The following is a 20,577-nucleotide window of genomic DNA, read 5'->3' as shown; positions in this document are numbered from 1 at the left end:
TGAACCGGCTCAGTCGGCCAGCGGCCGCAAACGTCCCTGATGCAGCTCCAGGGTCCGGTCCAGGCGGGACGCCAGGCGGCGGTCGTGGGTCACCAGCACCAGGCTGGTCTTCTGCGACCGATTGAGCTCGAGCATCAGTTCGAAGACGGTGGCGGCGGTCTTCTCGTCCAGGTTGCCGGTGGGCTCGTCGCCCAGCACGCAGGCCGGCTTGTTCACCAGCGCACGGGCGACGGCGGCACGCTGGCGCTCGCCGCCGGACAGCTCGCCGGGCTTGTGCTCCAGGCGATGCCCCAGGCCGACGTGCTCCAGCAAGGCGGCCGCGCGGTCGCGTGCCTGCGCCATGTCGCCGCCGCCCAGCGCCACCGGCATCATCACGTTCTCCAGCGCGGTGAACTCCGGCAGCAGGTGGTGGAACTGGTAGACAAAGCCCAGCGACCGGTTGCGCAGCCTGCCGCGCGCGGCATTGGACAGGGAGGACATCCGCTGGCCGGCGACGAACACCTCGCCCGAGGTGGGCGTATCCAGCCCACCCAGCAGATGCAGCAGCGTGCTCTTGCCCGCGCCGGAGGCTCCGACAATGGCCACGGTTTCGCCGGCCTCCACCGCCAGGCCCAGGCCGTCGAAGACCGGCGTGCGCATCTTGCCCTCGGCGTAGGTCTTGGCCAGCGCCTCGGCGCGGATCACGGTGCTGTCGTGCATGGGCTCACTCATAACGCAGGGCCTCGGCCGGATCGGTGCGGGCCGCGCGCCAGGCCGGATACAGCGTGGCCAGGAAGCTCATGGTCAAGGCCACGAGAGAAATCACCACGATCTCGTGCGCATTCAGCACGTACGGCAGGCCGGTGATGTAGTACACGTCCGAGGGCAGCAGCACCACGTTGAAGGTGTGCTCGATCAATTCCAGGATCCGCTCCAGGTTCATGGTCAGCACGATGCCGCTGATCACGCCGACCACCGTGCCGATGATCCCGATCAACGAGCCCTGCACCATGAAGACCTGCATCACCCCGCGCGGGGTAAGTCCCAATGTGCGCAGGATGGCGATGTCGGCCTGCTTGTCGGTGACCAGCATCACCTGCGAATTGACCAGGGTGAAGGCACCCATGAGGATGATCAGCGACAGCAGCACGCCCATCACGGTCTTTTCCATCTTCAGCGACTGGTAGAGGTTGGCGTTTTCCTCGCTCCAGTCACGGATGCGATACGGGTACGGACCCAGTTCTTGCAGGTGCCCGGCCAGGTCACGCGCCACCGCATAGGCCTGGTCCATGTCGTGCAGCATCAGGCGCACGCCAGTCACGCCATCACCCATGCGCATCAGGCGCTGCATGTCCTGCATGTTGACGAAGGCCATGCCCTTGTCGATGTCGTTGTAGCCCACGGTGAAGATCCCGCTCACCGTGAAGCGCTTGGTCTGCGGCAATGCGCCGACCACCGAGCCCTGGATGTTCTTGGTGATCACCGTGACCTTGTCGCCGACCCGCACGTTGAGCCAGGCGGCCAGCTCGCTGCCGAGCAGGATGTTGAACTTTCCCGGCTGCAGCGAATCGACCGAACCGGCGTCCATCTTCTTGGCCAGCACCGAGACATGGGCTTCCTGTACCGGCACGATGCCGCGCACCATGGCCCCCATGTTCTGGGTCCCGTTGCCTGTCAGCAGGCTCTCGCTGTCCACGTAGGGCGCCGCGCCGGCGACGCGGGGGTCTTCCATCGCCAGCTTCACCGCGCCTTGCCAGTGCTGCATCGGCTGTCCGGCGGTTTCCACCGTGGCGTGGGCGGTCATCTCCAGCAGGCGGTCGCGGATCTCCTTCTGGAATCCGCTCATGACCGACAGCGTGGTGATCAGCACCATCACGCCCAGCGCGATGCCGATGATCGAGGCCATGGAGATGAAGGAGATGAAGCCGTTGCGCCGTTTGGCGCGCAGGTAGCGCAGGCCGATGGCGACAGAAATGGGTTTGAACATTGCGTCCCGCGGAAGACGAGGTGATCGGGCCGCATGGCCCAGTTGGCCCGCTATGGTGCCATTGCCACCGCGTCGACGGTTAACCCCAGGCCGCCAGCGGCCAGACGCAGTTCACGTCGCTGCGCCAGGGCGAGTGTATCGGGCCACCACACCAGCCGGCCCCGCCGGCCATCACGCAGGCGCCAGGCCAGGATCGCCAGCGGACCGCGCCACCGAACCAGGCAGCGGACCAGCGGCTCGCCGCCCAGCGTCGGCACCGCGCCCTCCCCCGTCGGGATCACCAGCCAGCGCCCGGGCCTGTGCAGCTCGCGCCACGCCATGTAGATCGCGTAGCCCAACGCGACGGCTGCCATGCCCCACGCCAGCGCGCGTGGCAACGCACTGGCCAGTACGGCGGGCACGGCCAGCGCGCCGATCAGGACCAGCGCAGCGGCCAACAGCCGCGATGGCCGCCACTCAAGTCGGCAACTGACGGATCCGTTCGATGAGCTGGTCGAGCGCGGCATCGGGGCACTCCTCGTAGCCCATGAACCAGCGCCAGAGCTTATCGTCCTCGCAATCCAGCAGCCGTAGGAAAACCGCCCGCTGCGCTTCGGAATCGCTCGCCCACGCATGGTCCAGGTAGCGCTCGAACAGCTGGTCCAGCTCGCGCATGCCGCGTCGGCTGCGCCAGCGCAGGCGCTTGATGACCGGGTCGAAAGTGGGCTCGGAAGCTTCGCTCATTGGGCGTATCCAGTCGGTAGAACGCAAAACGCCCTCCGGCGGAGGGCGCGTTGCGTGGTGCGGTCGCGGCGCCGCGATCAGGCCGCGCGGGCCAGCATCAGCTTCTTGATCTCGGCGATCGCCTTGGCCGGGTTCAGGCCCTTCGGGCAGGTGCGCGCGCAGTTCATGATGGTGTGGCAGCGGTACAGCTTGAACGGGTCTTCCAGGTCATCCAGGCGCGAGCCGGTGTCCTCGTCGCGCGAATCGACGATCCAGCGATAGGCCTGCAGCAGGATCGCCGGGCCCAGGTAACGCTCGCCGTTCCACCAGTAGCTCGGGCAACTGGTCGAGCAGCACGCGCACAGGATGCACTCGTACAGGCCGTCGATCTTGCGGCGGTCTTCCGGCGACTGCAGGCGCTCGCGATCCGGCGCCGGGGTCTGGGTGCGCAGCCACGGCTTGATCGAGGCGTACTGGGCATAGAAATGGGTCAGGTCCGGGACCAGATCCTTGACCACGTCCATATGCGGCAGCGGGTAGATCGGCACCTCGCCACGGCCGCAATCCTCGATGGCCTTGGTGCAGGCCAGCGTGTTGGTGCCGTTGATGTTCATCGCGCACGAACCGCAGATGCCCTCGCGGCAGGAGCGACGGAAGGTCAGCGTCGGATCGATCTCGTTCTTGATCTTGATCAGCGCGTCCAGGACCATCGGACCGCACTTGTCCAAGTCGACCTCGTAGGTATCGGTGCGCGGATTCTGGTCGTCGTCCGGACTCCAGCGGTAGATCTTGAAGGTGCGCGTGTTCTTGGCACCTTGGGCGGGAAAATGCTTGCCCTTGCCGATCTTGGAATTCTTGGGGAGTGCAAACTCAGCCATGGCCTAGGTCCGATAGTGGATTGGGGAGCCGGCGGCGCTGGCAGCGCCACCGGTTCACGGCATTGATCAGTAAACGCGCGGCTTCGGCGGGACCACGTCCACGTCCTTGGTGAGCGTGTACATGTGCACCGGACGGTAGTCGAAGCTGCACTTGCCCTTGTCGTCGACGTTGACCAGGGTGTGCTTCTGCCAGTGCTCGTCGTCGCGGTCCGGGAAGTCCTCGTGCGCGTGGGCGCCACGGCTTTCCTTGCGCTGTTCGGCCGAGTTGATGGTCGCCACGGCATTGAGCAGCAGGTTGTTGAGCTCGTAGGTCTCGATCAGGTCCGAGTTCCAGACCAGCGAACGGTCGGAGACCTTGACGTCCTGGAAGCTGTCGAACACCCCGGCCATCTTCTCGCAGCCCTCGGCCAGCGTCTTGCTGGTGCGGAACACCGCAGCATCGGCCTGCATCGTGCGCTGCATGTTGTCGCGGATGACCGAGGTCGGCGTATCGCCATTGGCGTTGCGCAGCTTGTCGAGCAGGCCCAGGGCCTTGTCGCAGGCGTCGGACGGCAGGTTCTTGTGCGGCTGGTTCGGCTTGATCGTGTCGGCGCAACGATTGGCCACGGCACGACCGAAGACCACCAGGTCCAGCAGCGAGTTGGACCCCAAGCGGTTGGCGCCGTGCACCGAGACGCACGCCGCCTCGCCGATGGCGTACAGGCCAGGCACGACCGCATCGGGGTCGTCGCCGACCTTGCGTACCACTTCGCCGTGGTAGTTGGTCGGGATGCCGCCCATGTTGTAGTGCACGGTCGGCAGCACCGGGATCGGCTGCTTGGCCACGTCCACGCCAGCGAAGATGCGCGCGCTTTCGGCGATGCCGGGCAGCTTTTCGTGGATGACTTCCGGGCCCAGGTGGGTCAGATCGAGCAGGATGTGGTCCTTGTGCTCGCCCACGCCACGGCCTTCGCGGATTTCGATGGTCATGGAACGGGCCACCACGTCGCGCGAGGCCAGGTCCTTGTAGTGCGGCGCGTAGCGCTCCATGAAGCGCTCGCCGCTGGCGTTGCGCAGGATGCCGCCTTCGCCACGCACGCCCTCGGTGATCAGGCAGCCCGCGCCGTAGATGCCGGTGGGATGGAACTGCACGAACTCCATGTCCTGCATCGGCAGGCCGGCGCGCATCGCCAGACCGCCGCCGTCACCGGTACAGGTGTGGGCCGAGGTGGCGCTGAAGTAGGCGCGGCCGTAGCCGCCGGTGGCCAGCACCACGCCATGGGCGCGGAACAGGTGCAGCGTGCCCTCGGCCATGTCCAGGGCCAGCACGCCGCGGCAGACACCCTCTTCGTCGAAGATCAGATCGAGCGCGAAATACTCGATCATGAAGCGCGCGTTGTGCGCCAGCGACTGCTGGTACAGCGTGTGCAGCATGGCGTGGCCGGTGCGGTCGGCCGCCGCGCAGGTGCGCTGCGCCGCCGGGCCTTCGCCGAACTTGGTGGTCATGCCACCGAACGGGCGCTGGTAGATCTTGCCGCCCTCGGTGCGCGAGAACGGCACACCGTAGTGCTCCAGTTCGATGATCGCCGGGATCGCCTCACGCACCATGTACTCGATGGCGTCCTGGTCGCCCAGCCAGTCCGAGCCCTTGATGGTGTCGTAGAAGTGGTAGCGCCAATCGTCCTCGCCCATGTTGCCAAGCGCGGCGGAGATGCCGCCCTGCGCGGCCACGGTGTGCGAACGGGTCGGGAACACCTTGGTCAGGCACACGGTCTGCAGGCCCTTGGCCGCCAGGCCGAAGGTGGCGCGCAGGCCCGCGCCGCCGGCGCCGACCACGACCATGTCGTACTTGTGTTCGGTGATCTTGTATGCGGAAGCCATGAGTACTCAGTTCCCCAATGCGATGCGGACCACGGCAAATACGCTGGCCAGCGCCCCGAGGATGCAAATGAAACGGACCAGGAGCTGCGTGACCATCGCCGTCAGCGGCGCATGGACGTAGTCCTCCAGGACGACCTGGACGCCCAGTTGGGCGTGCCAGAACATGGCCACCAGGAAGGCCACCAGCAGCGTGGCATTCCACGGCTTGGCGATGGCGTCGGTGGCGGCCAGGTAATCGGCGTGGATCAGGCCCACGACGAAGTAGACGAACCACAGGGCCAGGAAGACCAGGGCCACGGCGGTATAGCGCTGCACCAGCCAGTGATGCAGGCCCTGCTTGGCCGAGCCCAGGCCGCGGGCGGTCTTGAGCGGTGTGCGGAACTGCTTCATGCCAGGCCCCCCTTGGCGTACACGGCGCCCCAGATCAGCACCGCGACGACCAGGCTGCCGAGACTCACCAGCCAGCCATTGCGCACGAACGCCGACACGGCAAACCCTAGGCCGCCGTCCTGCGCCAGGTGGCGGATGCCGTTGAGCAGGTGATAGGTGAACGCCCAGGTCCACAGGAACAGGAAGACCAGGCCGTACCAGGTGCCTGCCTGGGTGCTGATCCAGTTCCACGCATCGGGCCCGGTGGCCAGCGTGACGAGGGCGGTGGCGATCAGCAGGGCGCCGAGCGCCAGGATGATGCCGGTGGCGCGATGCAGAATGGACGTGGCCATCTGGATCTGCCAGCGATACACCTGCAGGTGCGGGGAAAGCGGACGTTGACGTGTCGCCATTGCGTGGCTCTTTGTCTCGGCTGGGCGGTCAGCTAAGGCCGCGTTGGCTGGAAGGCGCTGTGCTACTCGACATCAGAAGTCGATACAGCGCCCGTTCTTTTCCCAATCTCCGTAGCGGGTCGGCTCCGGGCCGTCGCGCCCACCGATCTCCTTCTGCGCTGGCACCGGTTCGGGCTGCAGCGTTTCAGGATCGGGTTCGGGGATGGGAGGTGTTTGGCCTATCATGTGTATCTCGCAACGCACAAAATGTTAATCCTCACGATCTTGACTGACAACCGTCAAAATCCCAGTGAACGGGTCTTTGCCCTGTCCGACCACGGCGTGGTGCGGCTGCAGGGTGCGGATGCGATCCCCTTTGCACAAGCCCAGTTCTCCAATGACCTCAACGCACTTGAGGATGGCCGCTGGCAGTGGAACGCGTGGCTGACGCCCAAGGGCCGGGTGATCGCGGTCTTCGCCCTGCTCCGGATTGCCCACGACCAGCTGTTGATGGTGGTTCCCGACACGCCCGCCGCCGAGCTGGCCACGGCCCTCAAGCGCTTCGTGTTCCGCAAGAAGGTCACCATCGAGGTGCCACCGGATCTGTCGGTCAGCGCGGCCTTCGTCAAGCCCGCACGCGCCCAGGGCGCCCTGATCGACCTGGGCACCACGGATGAGGTCACCCTGGACCTTGGCACCGCACAACAGCCGCGGACCTTGCATGTCGGGCTGCGCGCCGGTGAACAGGGACTGGCGGAACTTGGCAGATGGCGCGACATCGACCTGCGCCACGGCCTGATCCGCCTGGACGCCTCCCAGCGCGAGCAGTGGACGCCGCAACAGCTCTCGCTCGAGCGATTACGCGCTTTCAGCGTCAAGAAGGGCTGCTATCCAGGTCAGGAGATCGTGGCCCGTACGCATTTTCTGGGAAAGGCCAAGCGCGGCCTGGTGTTGTTCGAGTGCGATGCCTTGCTGCAACCGGGCGCGCCGGTCGAGCAGGCCGATCGGCTGCTGGGCCAGATCGTCGTGTCGAGCACCCACGCGCCAGGCCTGGCGCTGGCGGTCCTGCCGCTGGACCACAGTGCCGAAGCCGTGCACAGCCACGGCACGCCGCTACGTATCGCCCCGCTGCTGGACGGCCTGGCGCGCTGAGATCGCGCTCAATCCGTGTTGCGCAGCCCGGGTGGCGGCGGCATCGGGATGATGCCCGGCACAGCCTGCATGCGCGAAAGCCAGCCCAACACCCCGGGAAAGTCATCCAACCCAATGCCGCCATCGCCCGCGCAGTGCGTATAGGCATACAGGGCCAGGTCTGCCACGGACAGGGACGGTGCACCAAACCAGGTGTGTTCGGCCAGATGCCGCTCCATCACCGCCAGCGCCTCGCGCCCCCGGGCGTGCAGTCGCGGGAGCTCCTCGCGTCGCGGTGAATCATCGGGCAGCCAACCGCAGATGAAGCGCGCCACGGCGACATAGGGCTCGTGGCTGTACTGCTCGAAGAACATCCAGGAGAGCACCTGCGCGCGCTGCCAGGCGTCGGCCGGCAGCAAGGTCGTTCCGTCGGCCAGCCAGCACAGGATCGCATTGGATTCGGCCAGCACCTGTCCGTCATCGCGCACGAGGAGGGGCACCCGGCCAGCCGGGCTGAGCGTCAGAAACGCCGGCGTCCGTGTCTGGCCGGCCGCGCTGTCGGTCTCGATCCACTCGCATCGCCGCCCCAAGAGGTCCAGCGTGAGGCGGACCTTGTGGCAATTGCCCGACGCCGACATTCCGTAGACCGCGATCATGCAGGCCCCTTCCTGGCGAGCCACTGCGCACGACGCTGGCCCCAGACCTCGACCACTTGCCCCGCATAGGGCTCAGGCAAGGTGTCCATCCGCAACAGGCCGGACCCCAACCGGGCCGCCACGGCCTTGGAGGCCAGATTGTCCGGTGCGATGGTGTGGACGACCTCATTCCAAGGATGGTGCTCCAGGATCCAGTCGATGGCGGCCACGGCCGCCTCGGTCGCGTAGCCCCTGCCCCAACGGTCGCGGCGGATGGCCCAACCCACCTCGCTCCCGGGCCAGCCCTCCGGCCACCACGAACCGACCCGCCCCACCCACTCGCCGGTCGCACGTTCAAACACGAAGAAGAAGCCGAAACCCTGCAGCTGCCAACCACCGGCGACCGTGGCCAGGCTGCGCCACGCCATCGGGCGCGGCAGCGTGCCCCCCAGGTGGCGCATGGCCTCTGCATCGGCCGTGAAAGCGGCCCATGCCTCCAAATCCTCTGCACGCGGCGGACGCAGCAACAGCCGCTCGGTCTGCAGTTGCAGCTTGGACACGTCCATGGGGAGCCCGTCGAGAAGTCAGTGCGGCAGTTTACCCAGGCACACCGTCATCCCGTGCGCCCGATGCAACATGCCAAAGCGCATGTCGCACCGGCATTGAAGCAACCCGCACGCGTCGTGCCGGCACCTGACACGAGAGAGCCGGCTTGCGCCGGCTCTCGAACCACCTGCATCCAGGAGATGATCAGCCCTTCCCATCTCCGGCATCCAGCGAGGCGGTCTGGGTCACCACGCGCCCGTCGATCACCGGCAGACGGTCCGAATCCGGCTTCTGGTCCAGGCGCACGGTCTTCTCCTGGCCGTCGTAGCGATAAGTCACGTTGTAGCCGGCGACCTCCTTGGACTTGCCCATCGCGATGCGGCTGCCCGGCTTGCTGTCCATCCGCATGGTGCCGGTGGTGCCATCGGGGTTGCGATAGGTCACGTTGTAGCCGGTCACACGGGAGGACTCGGAAGTCGCGTTCTCGGTGTGGCACTGGCGTTCAGTGCGCTGCACCTGGCGGCCGCCCACGTGGTTGCGATCCACCCGGTTACCAACGAAGCCGCCCGCCACCGCACCGGCGGCCGTGGCTGCATCGCGTCCGTGGCCACCGCCGATCTGGTTGCCGATCAGGCCGCCAATCACCGCACCGGCGACGGTGCCGCCGACGTTGCCATCCCGCTCGGGGAGGCGCTCATTCACCACAACGTCCTCGCAGACTTCGTGTGGCGTGGTCGTCGTGGTGGTTTCCCGCACCGGATCGGTGCCGATGACGGTGGCGTACAAGGTTCCCGACTTGGTCACCGGCTCGACGCTCACCACATCGGCGTACTGAAGCTGAGCCCCGGCGGGGACATCGTTGGCGGGGAGCGCGTCTTCCAGCGGAGCGCTGGAAACGGACGCCTCATCCGTCGTCGCCAGGGTCTGCGCGGATTGGTGATGATTCATATAGGCCGCCGTTGCGACGCCGCCGAACAGCAGCGCGCCAGCGCCAACCAGAATCATGGTGGTGGTGTTTTTCATGGAAGCCTCCGGGGCGGGTGGACCCGCGTGCTGACGTGGCGGGATTGTTGCCCTATCAAGCTGAACAAGGCATCGACTGACACCCGTCTACCCGCACGTGCGATGAACGCGATGGACGACGTGGCGTCGGCCCGGGCCGTGCTAGCGTCTGGACTCCCCTGTACCGAGGTGACGCCGCCATGCCGTCCCCGATGACCATGCCCCTACTCCACTGGGCACGCAAGCTCCGTTATCCGACCCTGTTCAAGATCACCGCCGCGCTGTTCGTGCTGGATCTGGCGATCCCCGACGCGGTCCCGTTCGCCGATGAGATCCTGCTCGGTCTGGGCACCCTGCTGCTGGCCAGTTGGAAGGATCGCAAGCGTGCGCCCGTGGAGATGCCGTCGCACCGGCCGACCCGCTGATCGATGCTGACCGACAGTCACTGCCACCTGGACGCCCCGGAGTTCGATGCCGATCGCGCGCAGGTGATCGCTCGCGCGCGCCAGGCCGGGGTGATGCGCCAGATCGTCCCCGCGGTGGACGCCGCCAGCTGGCCTCGCCTGCGCGAGGCGTGCCAGATGGCGCCGGGGCTGTTCCCGGCGTACGGCCTGCACCCGATGTTCCTGTCTCGGCACCAGCCTGCCGATCTTCAGGCCCTGGCTGACTGGATCGAGCGCGAGCAACCCGTCGCCGTCGGTGAGTGCGGCCTGGACTTTCATGTCCAGGCGCTGGACCCGGATGCCCAGCAACACTACTTCCAAGGCCAACTGCGTCTGGCCCGGGACTTCGACCTGCCCCTGATCATCCATGCGCGTCGTGCCGTGGAAGCGGTGATCGTCGCGATCCGGCGCGTCGGGGGCCTGCGCGGGGTGATCCACAGTTATGCCGGCAGCCCGGAGCAGGCCAGGCAGCTGTGGGACAACGGCTTTCTCATCGGCTTGGGCGGCCCGGTGACCTACGACCGGGCCCAACGCCTGCGTCGCCTGGCCGCCCAGATGCCGCTGGATTCCCTGCTGCTGGAGACCGACGCCCCGGACCAGCCCGACGCCGACCATCGGGGGCAGCGCAACGAGCCGGCAAGACTGTCTCGGGTCTGCGAGGTGATCGCGCAGCTGCGCGGGCAGTCCCCCGAAGACATCGCCAAGGCGACCTCGGACAACGCGACTCGGCTGTTCGCCCTACCCGGGTGAACCGGCAGCGCCACGCGCGGACTTGAACAGCAGTTCCAACGCCCGTCCCACCGCGGCGAAAGCGAAGGTGCCCGTCACGTGCGTGGCGGCGCCGAGACCCGCACCACAGTCGAGCTTGAGCGCCGCATCGGCATCCAGCGAGGGGCGCAGGCCACAGACGGTGCCATCGGCCTGGGGATACTTGACGTTCTCCAGCGAATAGATGGCAGACACGCCGAAGTAGCGCTGGGGATTGCGGGGGAAGTTGAACTCCGCGCGCAGCTTCTTGCGCACGAGCGCCAGCATCGCATCGTGTTCGGTGCGCGAGAGGTCGCGCACCCGCACCTGCGTCGCATCGGTGCGCCCACCGGCCGATCCCACGGTGATCACCGGCAGCTTGCGCCTTCTGCACCAGGCAATGGACTCGACCTTGGTCCGGAAGCTGTCGCAGGCGTCGATCACCAGATCCGGCCCATCGCCAAGCAGGGTCTCCAGATTGCCGGCCGTCAGGAAGGATTCGACCGTCTCCACCTGGATCTCCGGATTGATCGCCCGGCAGCGCTCGGCCATGACGGCCACCTTGTTGCGCCCGTATTGCCCATCCAGCGCCGGAAGCTGGCGGTTGGTGTTGGACAGGCAGATGTCGTCGGCATCGATCAGGCGCAGGCCACCGACGCCGGACCGCGCCAAGGCCTCCGCCACCCAGGATCCAACGCCACCCAGCCCCACCACCACGACCCGGCGCGCGGCCAGGTGCTGGACCGATCCCACGCCGTAAAGCCGGTCCACGCCGGCAAAGCGCTCCTTCCAAACGGCGCTGGCGACAGGGGGCTGGGGCGAGGTCATGGCGTTCATCGCGTCATTCTACGGCGCGCCGCATTGACGCCGGGCGTCGTACCATCCAGCACCACCCCTTCGATGGAGCGCGCCCTATGGCAAGCCAGGCATCACGTTTCCTGTTTCTTTTCCTGCTCGGGCTGCTGGTCGGCGCCGTGGCCACGGTCATGGCCATGCGTGCTCTGCAGGCGCGGAAGGATCCGTTCCCGGACAGCGTGATGCATGTGATGAGCAAGCAGACCGACATGCTCAAGCAGAACCTCGCCCAGAATCGCTGCACCAGCAGCGACGCCTTGCCCCGGCTGCAGACCCTGCGCGCAGTCAGCAATGACCTGGAAACCGCATTTCCCGATCTGGCCGAGGACCAGCGCTTCGTGACCCATGCCAGTCAGCTGCGCGCGACGCTGGATGGTGCGCTGTCGGCACCGCCGGTCGGCTGTCCCGATACCAAGGCCACCCTGGCCAAGGTCGGTGAGGCCTGCAAGGCGTGCCACGACGACTTCGCGCACTAAGGACGCCTGTACCCGAAAGGACGCCTGTACCTGACCGGCTGTCGATGTCGCCAGGCTCCATCTGCAACGTGTCGCGTCGGTTGACGCCACATTCATAGCGACCCGAACACGATGCTGGCACATGGCGCAGCCGCGCCGTCTTCGTTTTCGATTCGCCGACACGGCGAGGGAGTCCGGCATGCAACTTCGAACCTTGACCCTGATGGCCGCTGGCGCGCTGACGCTGGCCGGCTGCGCAACCACCTCGCCGAACGGCGGCTACGGCTACGGCGGTAGCCGCAGCTCCAGCTATCCGGCACCGTCATCGCGCACCTGCGCGGACTGCGGGATCGTGACCCGGATCGACGCGGTGTCCTCCAACCGCAGCGCCCCCACCGGCACCGGCGCGGTGCTCGGCGGCATCGTCGGTGCGGTGGCCGGCCGCCAGATCTCCAAGGAGACCGGCGGCAGCAAGGGCAACAAGAACGTCGCCACGGTCGCGGGCGCGGCGGGCGGTGCCCTGGCCGGCAACGCGATCCAGAACCGGGTCACCAGCGACACCTACGATGTCACCGTGCGCATGGACGACGGCCGGACGATCGTGATCAACCAGCGCGATCTCGGCGGCGTCACGGAAAACACCTACGTGCGCGTGGTCAACGGACGCGTCGTGGTTCGCTGAAGCCAGCGGAAGCAACCCAAGAAAAACCCGGCACGCAGGCCGGGTTTTTCTTTGCGCGCCACCCCGGGGGATCGATGGCTGCGCGATTACAGCGACGGCTTACTCGGGCGTCACCGCATCAGCCTGCAGGCCCTTCTGGCCCTGCACCACGGTGAAGGACACTTTCTGCCCTTCCTTCAGGCTCTTGAAGCCCTGGGTCTGGATTGCGCGGAAATGCACAAAGACATCCTCGCCATTCTCGCGGCTGATGAAGCCGAATCCCTTCGCATCGTTGAACCACTTCACGGTACCGGACTCGCGGTCTGCCATTGTCGTTGACTCCTTGGAACAGGGGGTTTGTTGACACCTTGGACGGGCGGCTGGTTGCAAGGAGGAAACGAGGTACAACGATGTAGCGGATCGGTGGATCTACCGCATCAGGCCACGATTCACGGTGACCCTGGCAAACGCAGCGGCTTGACAGTAACCCTTCAAATTTTAAATTGCAACGCACTTCAACGCCGGTTCATCTTCGACTAACCCCCTGTTTGCAATGGAAAATAAGTGACATTACAGACCGTTCTCTATGTCCTGGCGGCGCTGATGATGGTCGTCGGGGTGGCCGGCGTGGTCCTGCCGGTACTTCCGGGACTCCCGCTGACCTTCGCCGGCATGGTATTGGCGGCCTGGGCTGGCGGATTCGAGCAGGTCGGCTGGGTGTCGCTCAGCCTGCTGGGCCTGCTCACCCTCCTGTCGGTGGTCGTGGATTTTCTGTCCACGGCATTGGGGGCCAAGCGGGTCGGCGCCAGCCGGCTGGCGATCTTCGGCTCGGTTATCGGCACCTTCGCCGGGCTGTTCTTCCTGCCACTGGGCCTGTTCGTGGGCCCCTTCGCCGGTGCGCTGGCCGGCGAATTGCTGCACGGCCGCAAGGTCGGCATGGCCACCAAGGTGGGACTGGCGACCTGGGTCGGGCTGGTGGCCGGCATGGTGCTCAAGGTCGGCCTGGCATTCGCGATGCTGGGGCTGTTCTTCGTGGCCTGGTTCTACTGACCGCGCCCCCTCCCCCTCCCCGTCTTCACGTATCGCGTGCGACGGGCTTTGCAAGAATCGCGGTTCGACGGGGAGGCCGAGATGGCGCGGAGATGGGGATTTGGGCGGATGACATGGATCATCGTTGCGGCCGTGGTGGCCACCTTGGTGGCGGGACTGGTCGCGCTGAATTTCTCCACACCCGAGAAGGAACTCGAGCACGTCCCCCCCCATCGGCACGGCATTGAAGATCCCGAGTTCAAGCGCGAGATGTCCGTGCTGCTCGGTCCCACGATTCTCCCCGGCAACCGCGTCCAGGTCCTCAACAATGGCCAGGAAATCTTCCCGGCGATGCTTGAGGCGATCCAGGCGGCCAAGTACACGATCACCTTCGAGACCTATATCTACTGGTCCGGCGAGATTGGCCGTGAATTCAGCGACGCACTGTCCGATCGCGCGCGAGAGGGCGTGGAGGTCAACGTCACCATCGACTGGGGCGGCAGCCTGAAAATGGATCAGAGCCTGCTTGAGTCCATGGAACAAGCAGGGGTCAAGATCCATCGTTACCGGCCGCTGGCCTGGTACACGCTCCACCGTGTCAATAACCGCACCCATCGCAAGCTGCTGGTCGTGGACGGCCGGATCGGCTTCACCGGCGGGGTGGGCGTGGCCGACCAGTGGATGGGCCACGCACAGGACCCCAAGCACTGGCGCGACACCCACTATCGGATCGAGGGGCCGGTGGTCAGCCAGGTGCAGGCCGCCTTCAATGACAACTGGATCAAGACGACCGGGCGGGTCCTCAACGGGGATCACTACTACCCGGCGTTGTCGCCGGCCGGTGAGAGCGACGCGCAGCTGTTCCTGGCCTCGCCCGCAGGTGGCAGCGAGAGCATGCACCTGATGTATCTGCTGTCCATCGCCGCGGCCGAAACCCGCATCGACCTGGCGGCGGCCTACTTCGTCCCCGACGAGCTGATCACCCAGGCCCTGCTGGAGGCCCGCCAGCGCGGCGTCCGCATCCGCGTCATGCTCCCCGGGCCTCACATCGACTCGGACTCGGTGCGCCTGGCGTCCAAGGCCAGCTGGGGACCGTTGCTGGAAGCCGGCGTGGAGATCTACGAGTACCAGCCGACCATGCTGCACACCAAGCTGCTGATCATCGACGACCTGCTGGTCTCGGTGGGGTCCACCAACTTCGACATCCGCTCCTTCCGCCTCAACGACGAGGCCAGTCTCAATGTCTACGACCGCGAACTTGCCGCACACATGACCCAGATCTTCGAGCAGGACCTGGAGCACACGCAGCGATATGACCTGGCGCGCTGGCAGAACCGGCCGCTGCGCGAGAAACTCTTCGAGAAATTCGTCCTTCCCATCAGGTCCCAGCTATGAGCCCGCGCCGCCCCCTACCCCGATTGCTTCCCCTGCTGTGCGTAGCCGCGCTGCCCGGCGTGGCCGCCGCCCAAGACGGCAAGCCGACCATCAACCCCTCCTCAGTCGAGGCTTGCGCCTTGGTGGAGATCGATGCCCAGCGCCTGGCCTGCTACGACACGGCGATCAAGCGCATCGCACCCAGCACCAGTGAAGCCGACGCGGCGGCGGACCGCGCCGCGGCACTGGCCAAGGAGCAGAAAGAACAGTCCGCGCCGCCTGAGGATGCCCCCCTGCGCGAGCGCCTGCGCCATCGCGCCGGCGCCATGTTTGCCGATGACGATTACGACGCCGTGCGCGCCAACGCCGGCAAGGGATCGCTGCTGGACAGCCGTTGGGAGCTCGCGGCGGACTCCAAGCTTGGCGTGTTCCAGATGCGCGCCTACAAGCCGGTCTACCTATTGCCGGCCTTCTGGACCAGCAAAAAGAACGAAATGCCCTCCTCTCCGAACCCGGACAACACCGTGACCACGCCGCAGGACCTGCAAAGCGTGGAAGCCAAGTTTCAGCTGAGCTTCAAGACCAAGTTCGTGGAGAACGTGTTCGGCAACAACGGCGACATCTGGGGCGGCTACACCCAGAGTTCGCGCTGGCAGGTCTACAACGGCGATGCCTCGCGCCCGTTCCGCGAAACCAACTACGAACCCGAGATCATGATGGTGTTCCGCACCAACTATGCGCTCGGCGGCTGGCACGGGCGCATGGCCGGCCTCAGCCTCAACCACCAGTCCAATGGACGCGGCGATCCGCTCTCCCGCAGCTGGAACCGGGTGATCGGCATGGTGGGCTTCGATCGTGACCACTGGGCCCTGACGGTCCGCCCGTGGTATCGGATTCCCGACGGCAATGACGACGACAATCCGGACATCGAGGATTACATGGGGCGTGGCGACGCCACGCTGGTCTACAGCAACAACGGCCAGGAGTTCTCGCTCATGGGCCGCCACTCCCTGCGTACCGGCGATCGTTCCCATGGCGCGCTGAAGGCTGCATGGGGCTTTCCGATCGACCGCAACCTGCGCGGCCACATCGAGGTCTTCCACGGCTATGGCGAGAGCCTGATCGACTACAACCACAAGGCCACCTATGTCGGCGTGGGTATCTCGCTGCTGGAATGGTATTGATGGCGGCGGTGACCATTTGGCACAATGCGCGCTGCAGCAACTCACGCGGCGCCCTGCAGTTCATCCGCGACGCAGGCATCGAGCCGCAGATCGTGGACTACATCGCCGATCCACCCGACCGCGAAACGCTCACCGCCACGCTCGCGGCCACCGGCCTGCCGCTGCGTGAGCTGATGCGCCACAAGGAGCCAGACTACAAGGCGCTCGGCCTGGACGACCCGGGCATCGATGATGCCGCCCTGATCGAGGCCATGATGCGCAACCCGGCCCTGATCAACCGGCCGATCGTCATCACCGAGCGCGGCACCCGCCTGTGTCGGCCGCCGGAACGGGTGCTGGAGCTCCTGCCGGCCTGAGGGCTATTCGAACCAGCCACCGCACGAGACGATGCAGCTGCGCCAGGTACTGGTGCAGGCGCTGTAGTTGGGCGTGGGTTCGATGCAGCTCGGCCCGCGCGGATTGTTCACCGACTCGCAACGCTGCTTGTCCGAGTCCTTGACCCAGGGGGCGCAGCGCCGCTCGACATGGTCCTGCCGTGCCTGGCAGCTGCCTCGCGAGCCGCTGACGGCCAACTCGGCCATGTCGTTGCATTGCACGCGTTGCTGGTCGCACTGCTCGGCGCAGATCGCGCCGGCGGCGGTAGGCGGACGGTGAACCACTGGCGCCCAGCAGCCGCTGAGCGCGATGCAGACCAACGCCATCGTCAATGCTTCCGTGCGCATCGCACTACTCCTGTCGTGCCTGCCTCAATGCTACACCCAGTCGGTAATGCCTTCGCGCCGATAGGTCTCATGGAAAGCCGGACGCGCCTTCATCCGCGCGGCGAAGGCCTTCAGCGCCGGCCAGTCGTCGGTCGGCCGCGGCATGTTGCGCGACCAGCGCATCAGCATCGTCAGCACGAAGTCCGCGGCCGAGCACTGCGCGCCCAGCAGGTACGGCCCGTGCGCCTCCAGATGCTCGGCCACTTGCTGCCAGGCGTGTTCCAGCACGCCGCGCGCGGCGGCCTTGGCAGCTTCGATGCTGGCCTCGCCCGCTGGTTCATCCGGATAGAACCAGCTGCGGTAAGCAGGCATCAGCGTGTACGCGCAGAAGAACATCCAGCGGTAATAAGCGGCGCGCTGCGGCGTGCCGACGGCCGGGGCCAGGCCTGCCTGCGGATGCAGGTCGGCCAGGTGCATGGCGATGGCGGCCGACTCGGTCAGGACCTGCCCATCCAGCACCAGCGTGGGCACGCGTCCCTGCGGATTGAGCCTGAGATATTCGGGCGACCGCTGCGCGCGGGTCTCGAAATCGACCAGCTCCAGGCGATGCGGGATCTGCAGTTCGATCAATAGCCAATGCACGACCAGACTGGCGGTGCTGGGGCTGTAGTACAGGACGGCGTCGATCATCGGAATCTTTCGCGGGAGGGGGAAAGCACGATATCAGTCGCCGACCAGACGACCACCGCAAGCCAGCACGCAGTCGGCGTGGGACGTGCTGCAGGAGGCCGCGCTGGGGCGCGGATCGCCCCCCCCGCCCAGCGAGGCGGGTGCAGGCGGCGATGGCGTGCCAGCGCAGGCGGCGCGAATCCGGTCGCATTGATGGGCGCAGGCCTGGCCCTGCACCGTGGCCGGACGCAGCAAGGTGGTCGGCGTGGAAGGTGTCGCACAGCTCGTCAACAGCAGCAGCGCGCCCATCGTGATCCAGCGTCCTGCCATGCGGCGCTCCTTGTCCGTCACATGCAAACAGGGCCGGAGTATGCACGCCGGCCCTGCTGATGTCCGCAATCTGGCGCCGGCGCTCAGGCCGGCTCGACCACCACCGGGATCTTGCCGATCCGGGCCTGCCACTGGCGCGGGCCGGTCTTGTGCACCGACTCGCCGGTCGAATCCACCGCCACGGTCACCGGCATGTCCTTGACCTCGAACTCGTAGATCGCCTCCATGCCCAGGTCTTCGAAGGCCAGCACCTTGGCGGCCTTGATCGCCTTGGACACCAGGTAGGCCGAGCCACCGACCGCCATCAGGTAGACCGACTTGTGCGTCTTGATCGCCTCGATCGCCGCCGGGCCGCGCTCGGCCTTGCCGACCATGCCCAGCAGGCCGGTCTGCTCGAGGATCTGGTTGGTGAACTTGTCCATGCGCGTGGCCGTGGTCGGGCCGGCCGGGCCGACGACCTCGTCGCGCACCGGATCGACCGGACCCACGTAGTAGATGAAGCGGCCCTTGAGGTCCACCGGCAGGCGCTCGCCCCGGTTGAGCATGTCGACCATGCGCTTGTGTGCGGCGTCGCGGCCGGTGAGCAGCTTGCCGTTGAGCAGCAGGACCTCGCCGGGCTTGAAGCTGGTCACTTCCTCCGGGGTGATGGTGTCCAGATCCACGCGGCGCGCACCGTCCGGGTTGTAGGTCAGCTCCGGCCAGTCCTCCAGCGAGGGCGGGTCGAGCATCACCGGACCGCTGCCGTCCAGGGTGAAGTGCGCATGGCGGGTGGCGGCGCAGTTGGGGATCATCGCCACCGGCAGGTTGGCCGCGTGGGTCGGATAGTCCTTGACCTTGATGTCCAGCACCGTGGTCAGCCCGCCCAGGCCCTGCGCGCCGATGCCCAGCGCGTTGACCTTCTCGTACAGCTCCAGCCGCAGTTCCTCGGCCCGGTTGGACGCGCCGCGGGCCTGCAGGTCGACGATGTCGATGGGCTCCATCAGCGCTTCCTTGGCGAGCAACATGGCCTTCTCGGCGGTGCCGCCGATGCCGATGCCCAGCATGCCCGGCGGGCACCAGCCGGCGCCCATGGTCGGCACGGTCTTGAGCACCCAGTCGACGATGGAATCGGACGGGTTGAGCATGGCGAACTTGGACTTGGCTTCCGAGCCACCGCCCTTGGCCGCGACGATCACCTCGACCTTGTTGCCCGGCACGACCTTGACGTTGACCACGCCCGGGGTGTTGTCCTTGGTGTTCTGGCGCTTACCGGCCGGGTCGGCCAGCACGCTGGCGCGCAGCTTGTTGTCCGGGTGCAGGTAGGCGCGGCGCACGCCCTCGTTGGCCATGTCCTCCACGCCCATCGTGGCGTCATCCCAGCGCACGTTCATGCCGATTTCCAGGAACACGGTGACGATGCCGGTGTCCTGGCAGATCGGCCGGTGACCCTCGGCGCACATGCGCGAGTTGATCAGGATCTGGGCGATGGCGTCCTTGGCCGCCGGGGACTCCTCGCGCTCGTAGGCGGCGGCGAGGTTCTTGATGTAATCGACCGGGTGGTAATAGCTGATGTACTGCAGCGCATCGGCGATGGACTCGATCAGGTCTTCCTGCTTGATCGACACCGGATCGGTGGATGCAGGCGCGGCGGTGTGGGAGTGGAGGTTCATGGCTGGCTCGGCGCTAGCGGTGGGGAGGCGGAATCCGGCCATTTTAGGCCAAACTGCCAGGCCGCCCCTTGTCACAGGGCGGCGCCCTCCCACGTCCTGGGACGCATGAACACGCTTTCGCGCTTCGAAACCCATCGTTCCCGCCTGTTTTCGCTGGCCTATCGCCTGCTGGGCAGCCGTGCCGAGGCCGAGGATGTCCTTCAGGACGCCTGGCTACGCTGGCATGGCGCCGCGCCGGACGGCATCCGCGACGATGAGGCCTGGCTGGTCACCACCACCACGCGGCTGGCGCTGGATCGCCTGCGTGCGGCACGCAACGCGCGCACGGACTATGTGGGACCGTGGCTGCCCGAGCCACTCCGGGTGGAGCTGGCGCCCGATCCGGCCGAACGTCACGAGGTCGCCGAGACGGTGTCATGGGCGCTCATGGCGTTGATGGAACGCCTGGGCGCAGACGAGCGCGCCGCCTTCCTGCTCAAGGAGGTCTTCGATTACGACTACGGCCAGATCGCCGCGCTGCTGGGCCACGGCCAGGCCAATTGCCGGCAACTGGTGCATCGCGCCCGCGCCCGGCTGCAGGCCGGACATGCGCGGTTCGACGTCGCCCCGGATCGCCATCGACATCTGCTGGAGCGGTTCATGGCGGCCTCGCAGTCCGGCGACAAGGCTGCGATCACCGCCCTGCTCAGCGCCAATGCGCGCCTGGTCTCCGACGGGGGTGGCAAGGTCACCGCGGCGCTGCGTCCGCTGGTCGGCGCCGAGCGCATCGCGCGGCTGTACTGGGCCATCGCGCGTCGCGGCGGCAGCATGCCGGCGGTCCTGGGCCGAGTGGACGGACAGCCGGCGATCGTGCGGCTTGCCGGTGATCGCCTGCATTCGTTCACGGTCATCGTCAGCGACGGCGAGGCCATCAGCGAGATCCTGACGCTGATGAACCCCGACAAGCTGGCCGCGGTTGTCACAGGCCCGCAGGCTGGTCCGTCCTTGCAATGAAGGTGG

Annotated in this window: 27 protein-coding genes and 1 pseudogene; 10 read left to right on the top strand and 18 right to left on the bottom strand. The window is 66.6% G+C overall.

Going from position 1 to position 20,577, the window contains the following annotated elements; all coding sequences use genetic code 11:
- Nucleotides 1-9: 9 nt before the first annotated feature.
- The 9 genes and pseudogenes from lolD to PJ250_RS20620 all read right to left on the bottom strand — a co-directional run.
- Nucleotides 10-711 carry a lipoprotein-releasing ABC transporter ATP-binding protein LolD gene (gene lolD / locus PJ250_RS15845; RefSeq protein WP_271645533.1) on the bottom strand — a complete coding sequence of 234 codons (702 nt, stop codon included), beginning with the start codon at nucleotides 709-711 and terminating at the stop codon, nucleotides 10-12.
- A complete protein-coding gene (locus PJ250_RS15840) occupies nucleotides 704-1,966 on the bottom strand; it encodes a lipoprotein-releasing ABC transporter permease subunit (RefSeq protein WP_271645532.1) in 1,263 nt (420 codons plus the stop codon). Before PJ250_RS15840 ends, lolD begins: the two co-directional genes overlap by 8 nt.
- Before the next feature lie 50 nt (nucleotides 1,967-2,016).
- Nucleotides 2,017-2,472, bottom strand: coding sequence for a hypothetical protein (locus PJ250_RS15835; RefSeq protein ID WP_333909485.1), 456 nt, complete (start codon nucleotides 2,470-2,472; stop codon nucleotides 2,017-2,019).
- Nucleotides 2,423-2,689 (bottom strand): FAD assembly factor SdhE, encoded by a 267-nt coding sequence (locus tag PJ250_RS15830; RefSeq protein WP_271645530.1) that lies wholly within the window; start codon nucleotides 2,687-2,689, stop codon nucleotides 2,423-2,425. Before PJ250_RS15830 ends, PJ250_RS15835 begins: the two co-directional genes overlap by 50 nt.
- Before the next feature lie 77 nt (nucleotides 2,690-2,766).
- A complete protein-coding gene (locus tag PJ250_RS15825) occupies nucleotides 2,767-3,546 on the bottom strand; it encodes a succinate dehydrogenase iron-sulfur subunit (RefSeq protein WP_271645529.1) in 780 nt (259 codons plus the stop codon).
- A 66-nt stretch (nucleotides 3,547-3,612) separates the two neighbouring features.
- Entirely contained in the window at nucleotides 3,613-5,406 is a 1,794-nt protein-coding gene (gene sdhA / locus PJ250_RS15820; protein ID WP_271645527.1) for a succinate dehydrogenase flavoprotein subunit, read from the bottom strand.
- Nucleotides 5,407-5,412: 6 nt separating this feature from the next.
- The gene (gene sdhD, locus PJ250_RS15815; protein ID WP_271645526.1) at nucleotides 5,413-5,796 is read right to left on the bottom strand and encodes a succinate dehydrogenase, hydrophobic membrane anchor protein; all 384 of its coding nucleotides are present in this window, start codon (nucleotides 5,794-5,796) and stop codon (nucleotides 5,413-5,415) included.
- Complete coding sequence (sdhC, locus tag PJ250_RS15810; protein ID WP_271645525.1) at nucleotides 5,793-6,188, bottom strand: succinate dehydrogenase, cytochrome b556 subunit; 396 nt, start codon at nucleotides 6,186-6,188, stop codon at nucleotides 5,793-5,795. The genes sdhD and sdhC overlap by 4 nt, the downstream gene beginning before the upstream one ends.
- A 72-nt stretch (nucleotides 6,189-6,260) precedes the next feature.
- Nucleotides 6,261-6,341 (bottom strand): annotated as a pseudogene (locus tag PJ250_RS20620) (DUF1674 domain-containing protein); the annotation flags it as partial.
- 111 nt (nucleotides 6,342-6,452) lie between these two features.
- Between PJ250_RS20620 and PJ250_RS15800 the strand changes: the two are divergent.
- Nucleotides 6,453-7,319 (top strand): CAF17-like 4Fe-4S cluster assembly/insertion protein YgfZ, encoded by an 867-nt coding sequence (locus PJ250_RS15800; RefSeq protein WP_271645523.1) that lies wholly within the window; start codon nucleotides 6,453-6,455, stop codon nucleotides 7,317-7,319.
- An 8-nt stretch (nucleotides 7,320-7,327) separates the two neighbouring features.
- Here PJ250_RS15800 and PJ250_RS15795 read toward each other — a convergent pair whose 3' ends face one another.
- The 3 genes from PJ250_RS15795 to PJ250_RS15785 all read right to left on the bottom strand — a co-directional run bounded on the left by PJ250_RS15795 (nucleotide 7,328) and on the right by PJ250_RS15785 (nucleotide 9,502).
- Complete coding sequence (locus PJ250_RS15795) at nucleotides 7,328-7,954, bottom strand: glutathione S-transferase family protein (RefSeq protein WP_271645522.1); 627 nt, start codon at nucleotides 7,952-7,954, stop codon at nucleotides 7,328-7,330.
- Nucleotides 7,951-8,499 (bottom strand): GNAT family N-acetyltransferase, encoded by a 549-nt coding sequence (locus PJ250_RS15790; protein WP_271645521.1) that lies wholly within the window; start codon nucleotides 8,497-8,499, stop codon nucleotides 7,951-7,953. The genes PJ250_RS15795 and PJ250_RS15790 overlap by 4 nt, the downstream gene beginning before the upstream one ends.
- Nucleotides 8,500-8,683: 184 nt before the next feature.
- Entirely contained in the window at nucleotides 8,684-9,502 is an 819-nt protein-coding gene (locus PJ250_RS15785) for a glycine zipper 2TM domain-containing protein (RefSeq protein ID WP_271645520.1), read from the bottom strand.
- 179 nt (nucleotides 9,503-9,681) lie between these two features.
- On the opposite strand from PJ250_RS15785, the gene PJ250_RS15780 reads away from it, so the two are divergent.
- Both PJ250_RS15780 and PJ250_RS15775 read left to right on the top strand, forming a co-directional pair.
- Nucleotides 9,682-9,906 carry a DUF6116 family protein gene (locus PJ250_RS15780; RefSeq protein WP_271645518.1) on the top strand — a complete coding sequence of 75 codons (225 nt, stop codon included), beginning with the start codon at nucleotides 9,682-9,684 and terminating at the stop codon, nucleotides 9,904-9,906.
- Nucleotides 9,907-9,909: 3 nt separating this feature from the next.
- On the top strand, nucleotides 9,910-10,674 hold the full coding sequence (locus tag PJ250_RS15775) for a TatD family hydrolase (RefSeq protein WP_271645516.1): 765 nt from the start codon (nucleotides 9,910-9,912) through the stop codon (nucleotides 10,672-10,674).
- Here PJ250_RS15775 and PJ250_RS15770 read toward each other — a convergent pair.
- The gene (locus PJ250_RS15770; protein WP_271648674.1) at nucleotides 10,663-11,499 is read right to left on the bottom strand and encodes a tRNA threonylcarbamoyladenosine dehydratase; all 837 of its coding nucleotides are present in this window, start codon (nucleotides 11,497-11,499) and stop codon (nucleotides 10,663-10,665) included. The two genes, PJ250_RS15775 and PJ250_RS15770, sit on opposite strands and share 12 nt — an antisense overlap.
- An 86-nt stretch (nucleotides 11,500-11,585) precedes the next feature.
- Here PJ250_RS15770 and PJ250_RS15765 point away from each other — a divergent pair, with 86 nt between their 5' ends.
- On the top strand, nucleotides 11,586-12,002 hold the full coding sequence (locus tag PJ250_RS15765) for a hypothetical protein (RefSeq protein WP_271645515.1): 417 nt from the start codon (nucleotides 11,586-11,588) through the stop codon (nucleotides 12,000-12,002).
- Nucleotides 12,003-12,180: 178 nt separating this feature from the next.
- Nucleotides 12,181-12,663 (top strand): glycine zipper 2TM domain-containing protein, encoded by a 483-nt coding sequence (locus tag PJ250_RS15760; protein WP_271645513.1) that lies wholly within the window; start codon nucleotides 12,181-12,183, stop codon nucleotides 12,661-12,663.
- Nucleotides 12,664-12,762: 99 nt separating this feature from the next.
- Here the strand turns inward: PJ250_RS15760 and PJ250_RS15755 are convergent, their stop codons facing one another.
- A complete protein-coding gene (locus PJ250_RS15755; protein WP_271645512.1) occupies nucleotides 12,763-12,972 on the bottom strand; it encodes a cold-shock protein in 210 nt (69 codons plus the stop codon).
- Nucleotides 12,973-13,245: 273 nt separating this feature from the next.
- Here PJ250_RS15755 and PJ250_RS15750 point away from each other — a divergent pair, with 273 nt between their 5' ends.
- The 4 genes from PJ250_RS15750 (at nucleotide 13,246) to arsC (ending at nucleotide 16,585) form a co-directional block, all read left to right on the top strand.
- Nucleotides 13,246-13,692, top strand: coding sequence for a DUF456 domain-containing protein (locus tag PJ250_RS15750; protein WP_271648673.1), 447 nt, complete (start codon nucleotides 13,246-13,248; stop codon nucleotides 13,690-13,692).
- A gap of 108 nt (nucleotides 13,693-13,800) precedes the next feature.
- On the top strand, nucleotides 13,801-15,066 hold the full coding sequence (locus PJ250_RS15745; RefSeq protein WP_271645511.1) for a phospholipase D-like domain-containing protein: 1,266 nt from the start codon (nucleotides 13,801-13,803) through the stop codon (nucleotides 15,064-15,066).
- Nucleotides 15,063-16,229, top strand: coding sequence for a phospholipase A (locus PJ250_RS15740; RefSeq protein ID WP_271645510.1), 1,167 nt, complete (start codon nucleotides 15,063-15,065; stop codon nucleotides 16,227-16,229). Before PJ250_RS15745 ends, PJ250_RS15740 begins: the two co-directional genes overlap by 4 nt.
- A complete protein-coding gene (gene arsC, locus PJ250_RS15735) occupies nucleotides 16,229-16,585 on the top strand; it encodes an arsenate reductase (glutaredoxin) (protein WP_271645509.1) in 357 nt (118 codons plus the stop codon). The genes PJ250_RS15740 and arsC overlap by 1 nt, the downstream gene beginning before the upstream one ends.
- Nucleotides 16,586-16,588: 3 nt before the next feature.
- On the opposite strand, the gene PJ250_RS15730 is transcribed toward arsC, so the two are convergent.
- From PJ250_RS15730 to PJ250_RS15715, 4 genes are all read right to left on the bottom strand, one after another.
- Nucleotides 16,589-16,951 (bottom strand): hypothetical protein, encoded by a 363-nt coding sequence (locus tag PJ250_RS15730; protein ID WP_271645508.1) that lies wholly within the window; start codon nucleotides 16,949-16,951, stop codon nucleotides 16,589-16,591.
- A 30-nt stretch (nucleotides 16,952-16,981) separates the two neighbouring features.
- On the bottom strand, nucleotides 16,982-17,617 hold the full coding sequence (locus PJ250_RS15725) for a glutathione S-transferase family protein (protein WP_271648672.1): 636 nt from the start codon (nucleotides 17,615-17,617) through the stop codon (nucleotides 16,982-16,984).
- A gap of 36 nt (nucleotides 17,618-17,653) precedes the next feature.
- On the bottom strand, nucleotides 17,654-17,929 hold the full coding sequence (locus tag PJ250_RS15720) for a hypothetical protein (RefSeq protein WP_271645507.1): 276 nt from the start codon (nucleotides 17,927-17,929) through the stop codon (nucleotides 17,654-17,656).
- An 83-nt stretch (nucleotides 17,930-18,012) separates the two neighbouring features.
- Nucleotides 18,013-19,578, bottom strand: coding sequence for a fumarate hydratase (locus tag PJ250_RS15715; RefSeq protein ID WP_271645505.1), 1,566 nt, complete (start codon nucleotides 19,576-19,578; stop codon nucleotides 18,013-18,015).
- A gap of 105 nt (nucleotides 19,579-19,683) precedes the next feature.
- On the opposite strand from PJ250_RS15715, the gene sigJ reads away from it, so the two are divergent.
- The gene (sigJ, locus tag PJ250_RS15710) at nucleotides 19,684-20,571 is read left to right on the top strand and encodes an RNA polymerase sigma factor SigJ (protein ID WP_271645503.1); all 888 of its coding nucleotides are present in this window, start codon (nucleotides 19,684-19,686) and stop codon (nucleotides 20,569-20,571) included.
- Nucleotides 20,572-20,577 lie beyond the last annotated feature (6 nt).

This window comes from Pseudoxanthomonas sp. JBR18, assembly GCF_028198165.1.
Lineage (GTDB): Bacteria > Pseudomonadota > Gammaproteobacteria > Xanthomonadales > Xanthomonadaceae > Pseudoxanthomonas_A.
The sequence above is the reverse complement of the archived record's forward strand: the minus strand, read 5'-3'. Positions and strand labels throughout refer to the sequence as shown.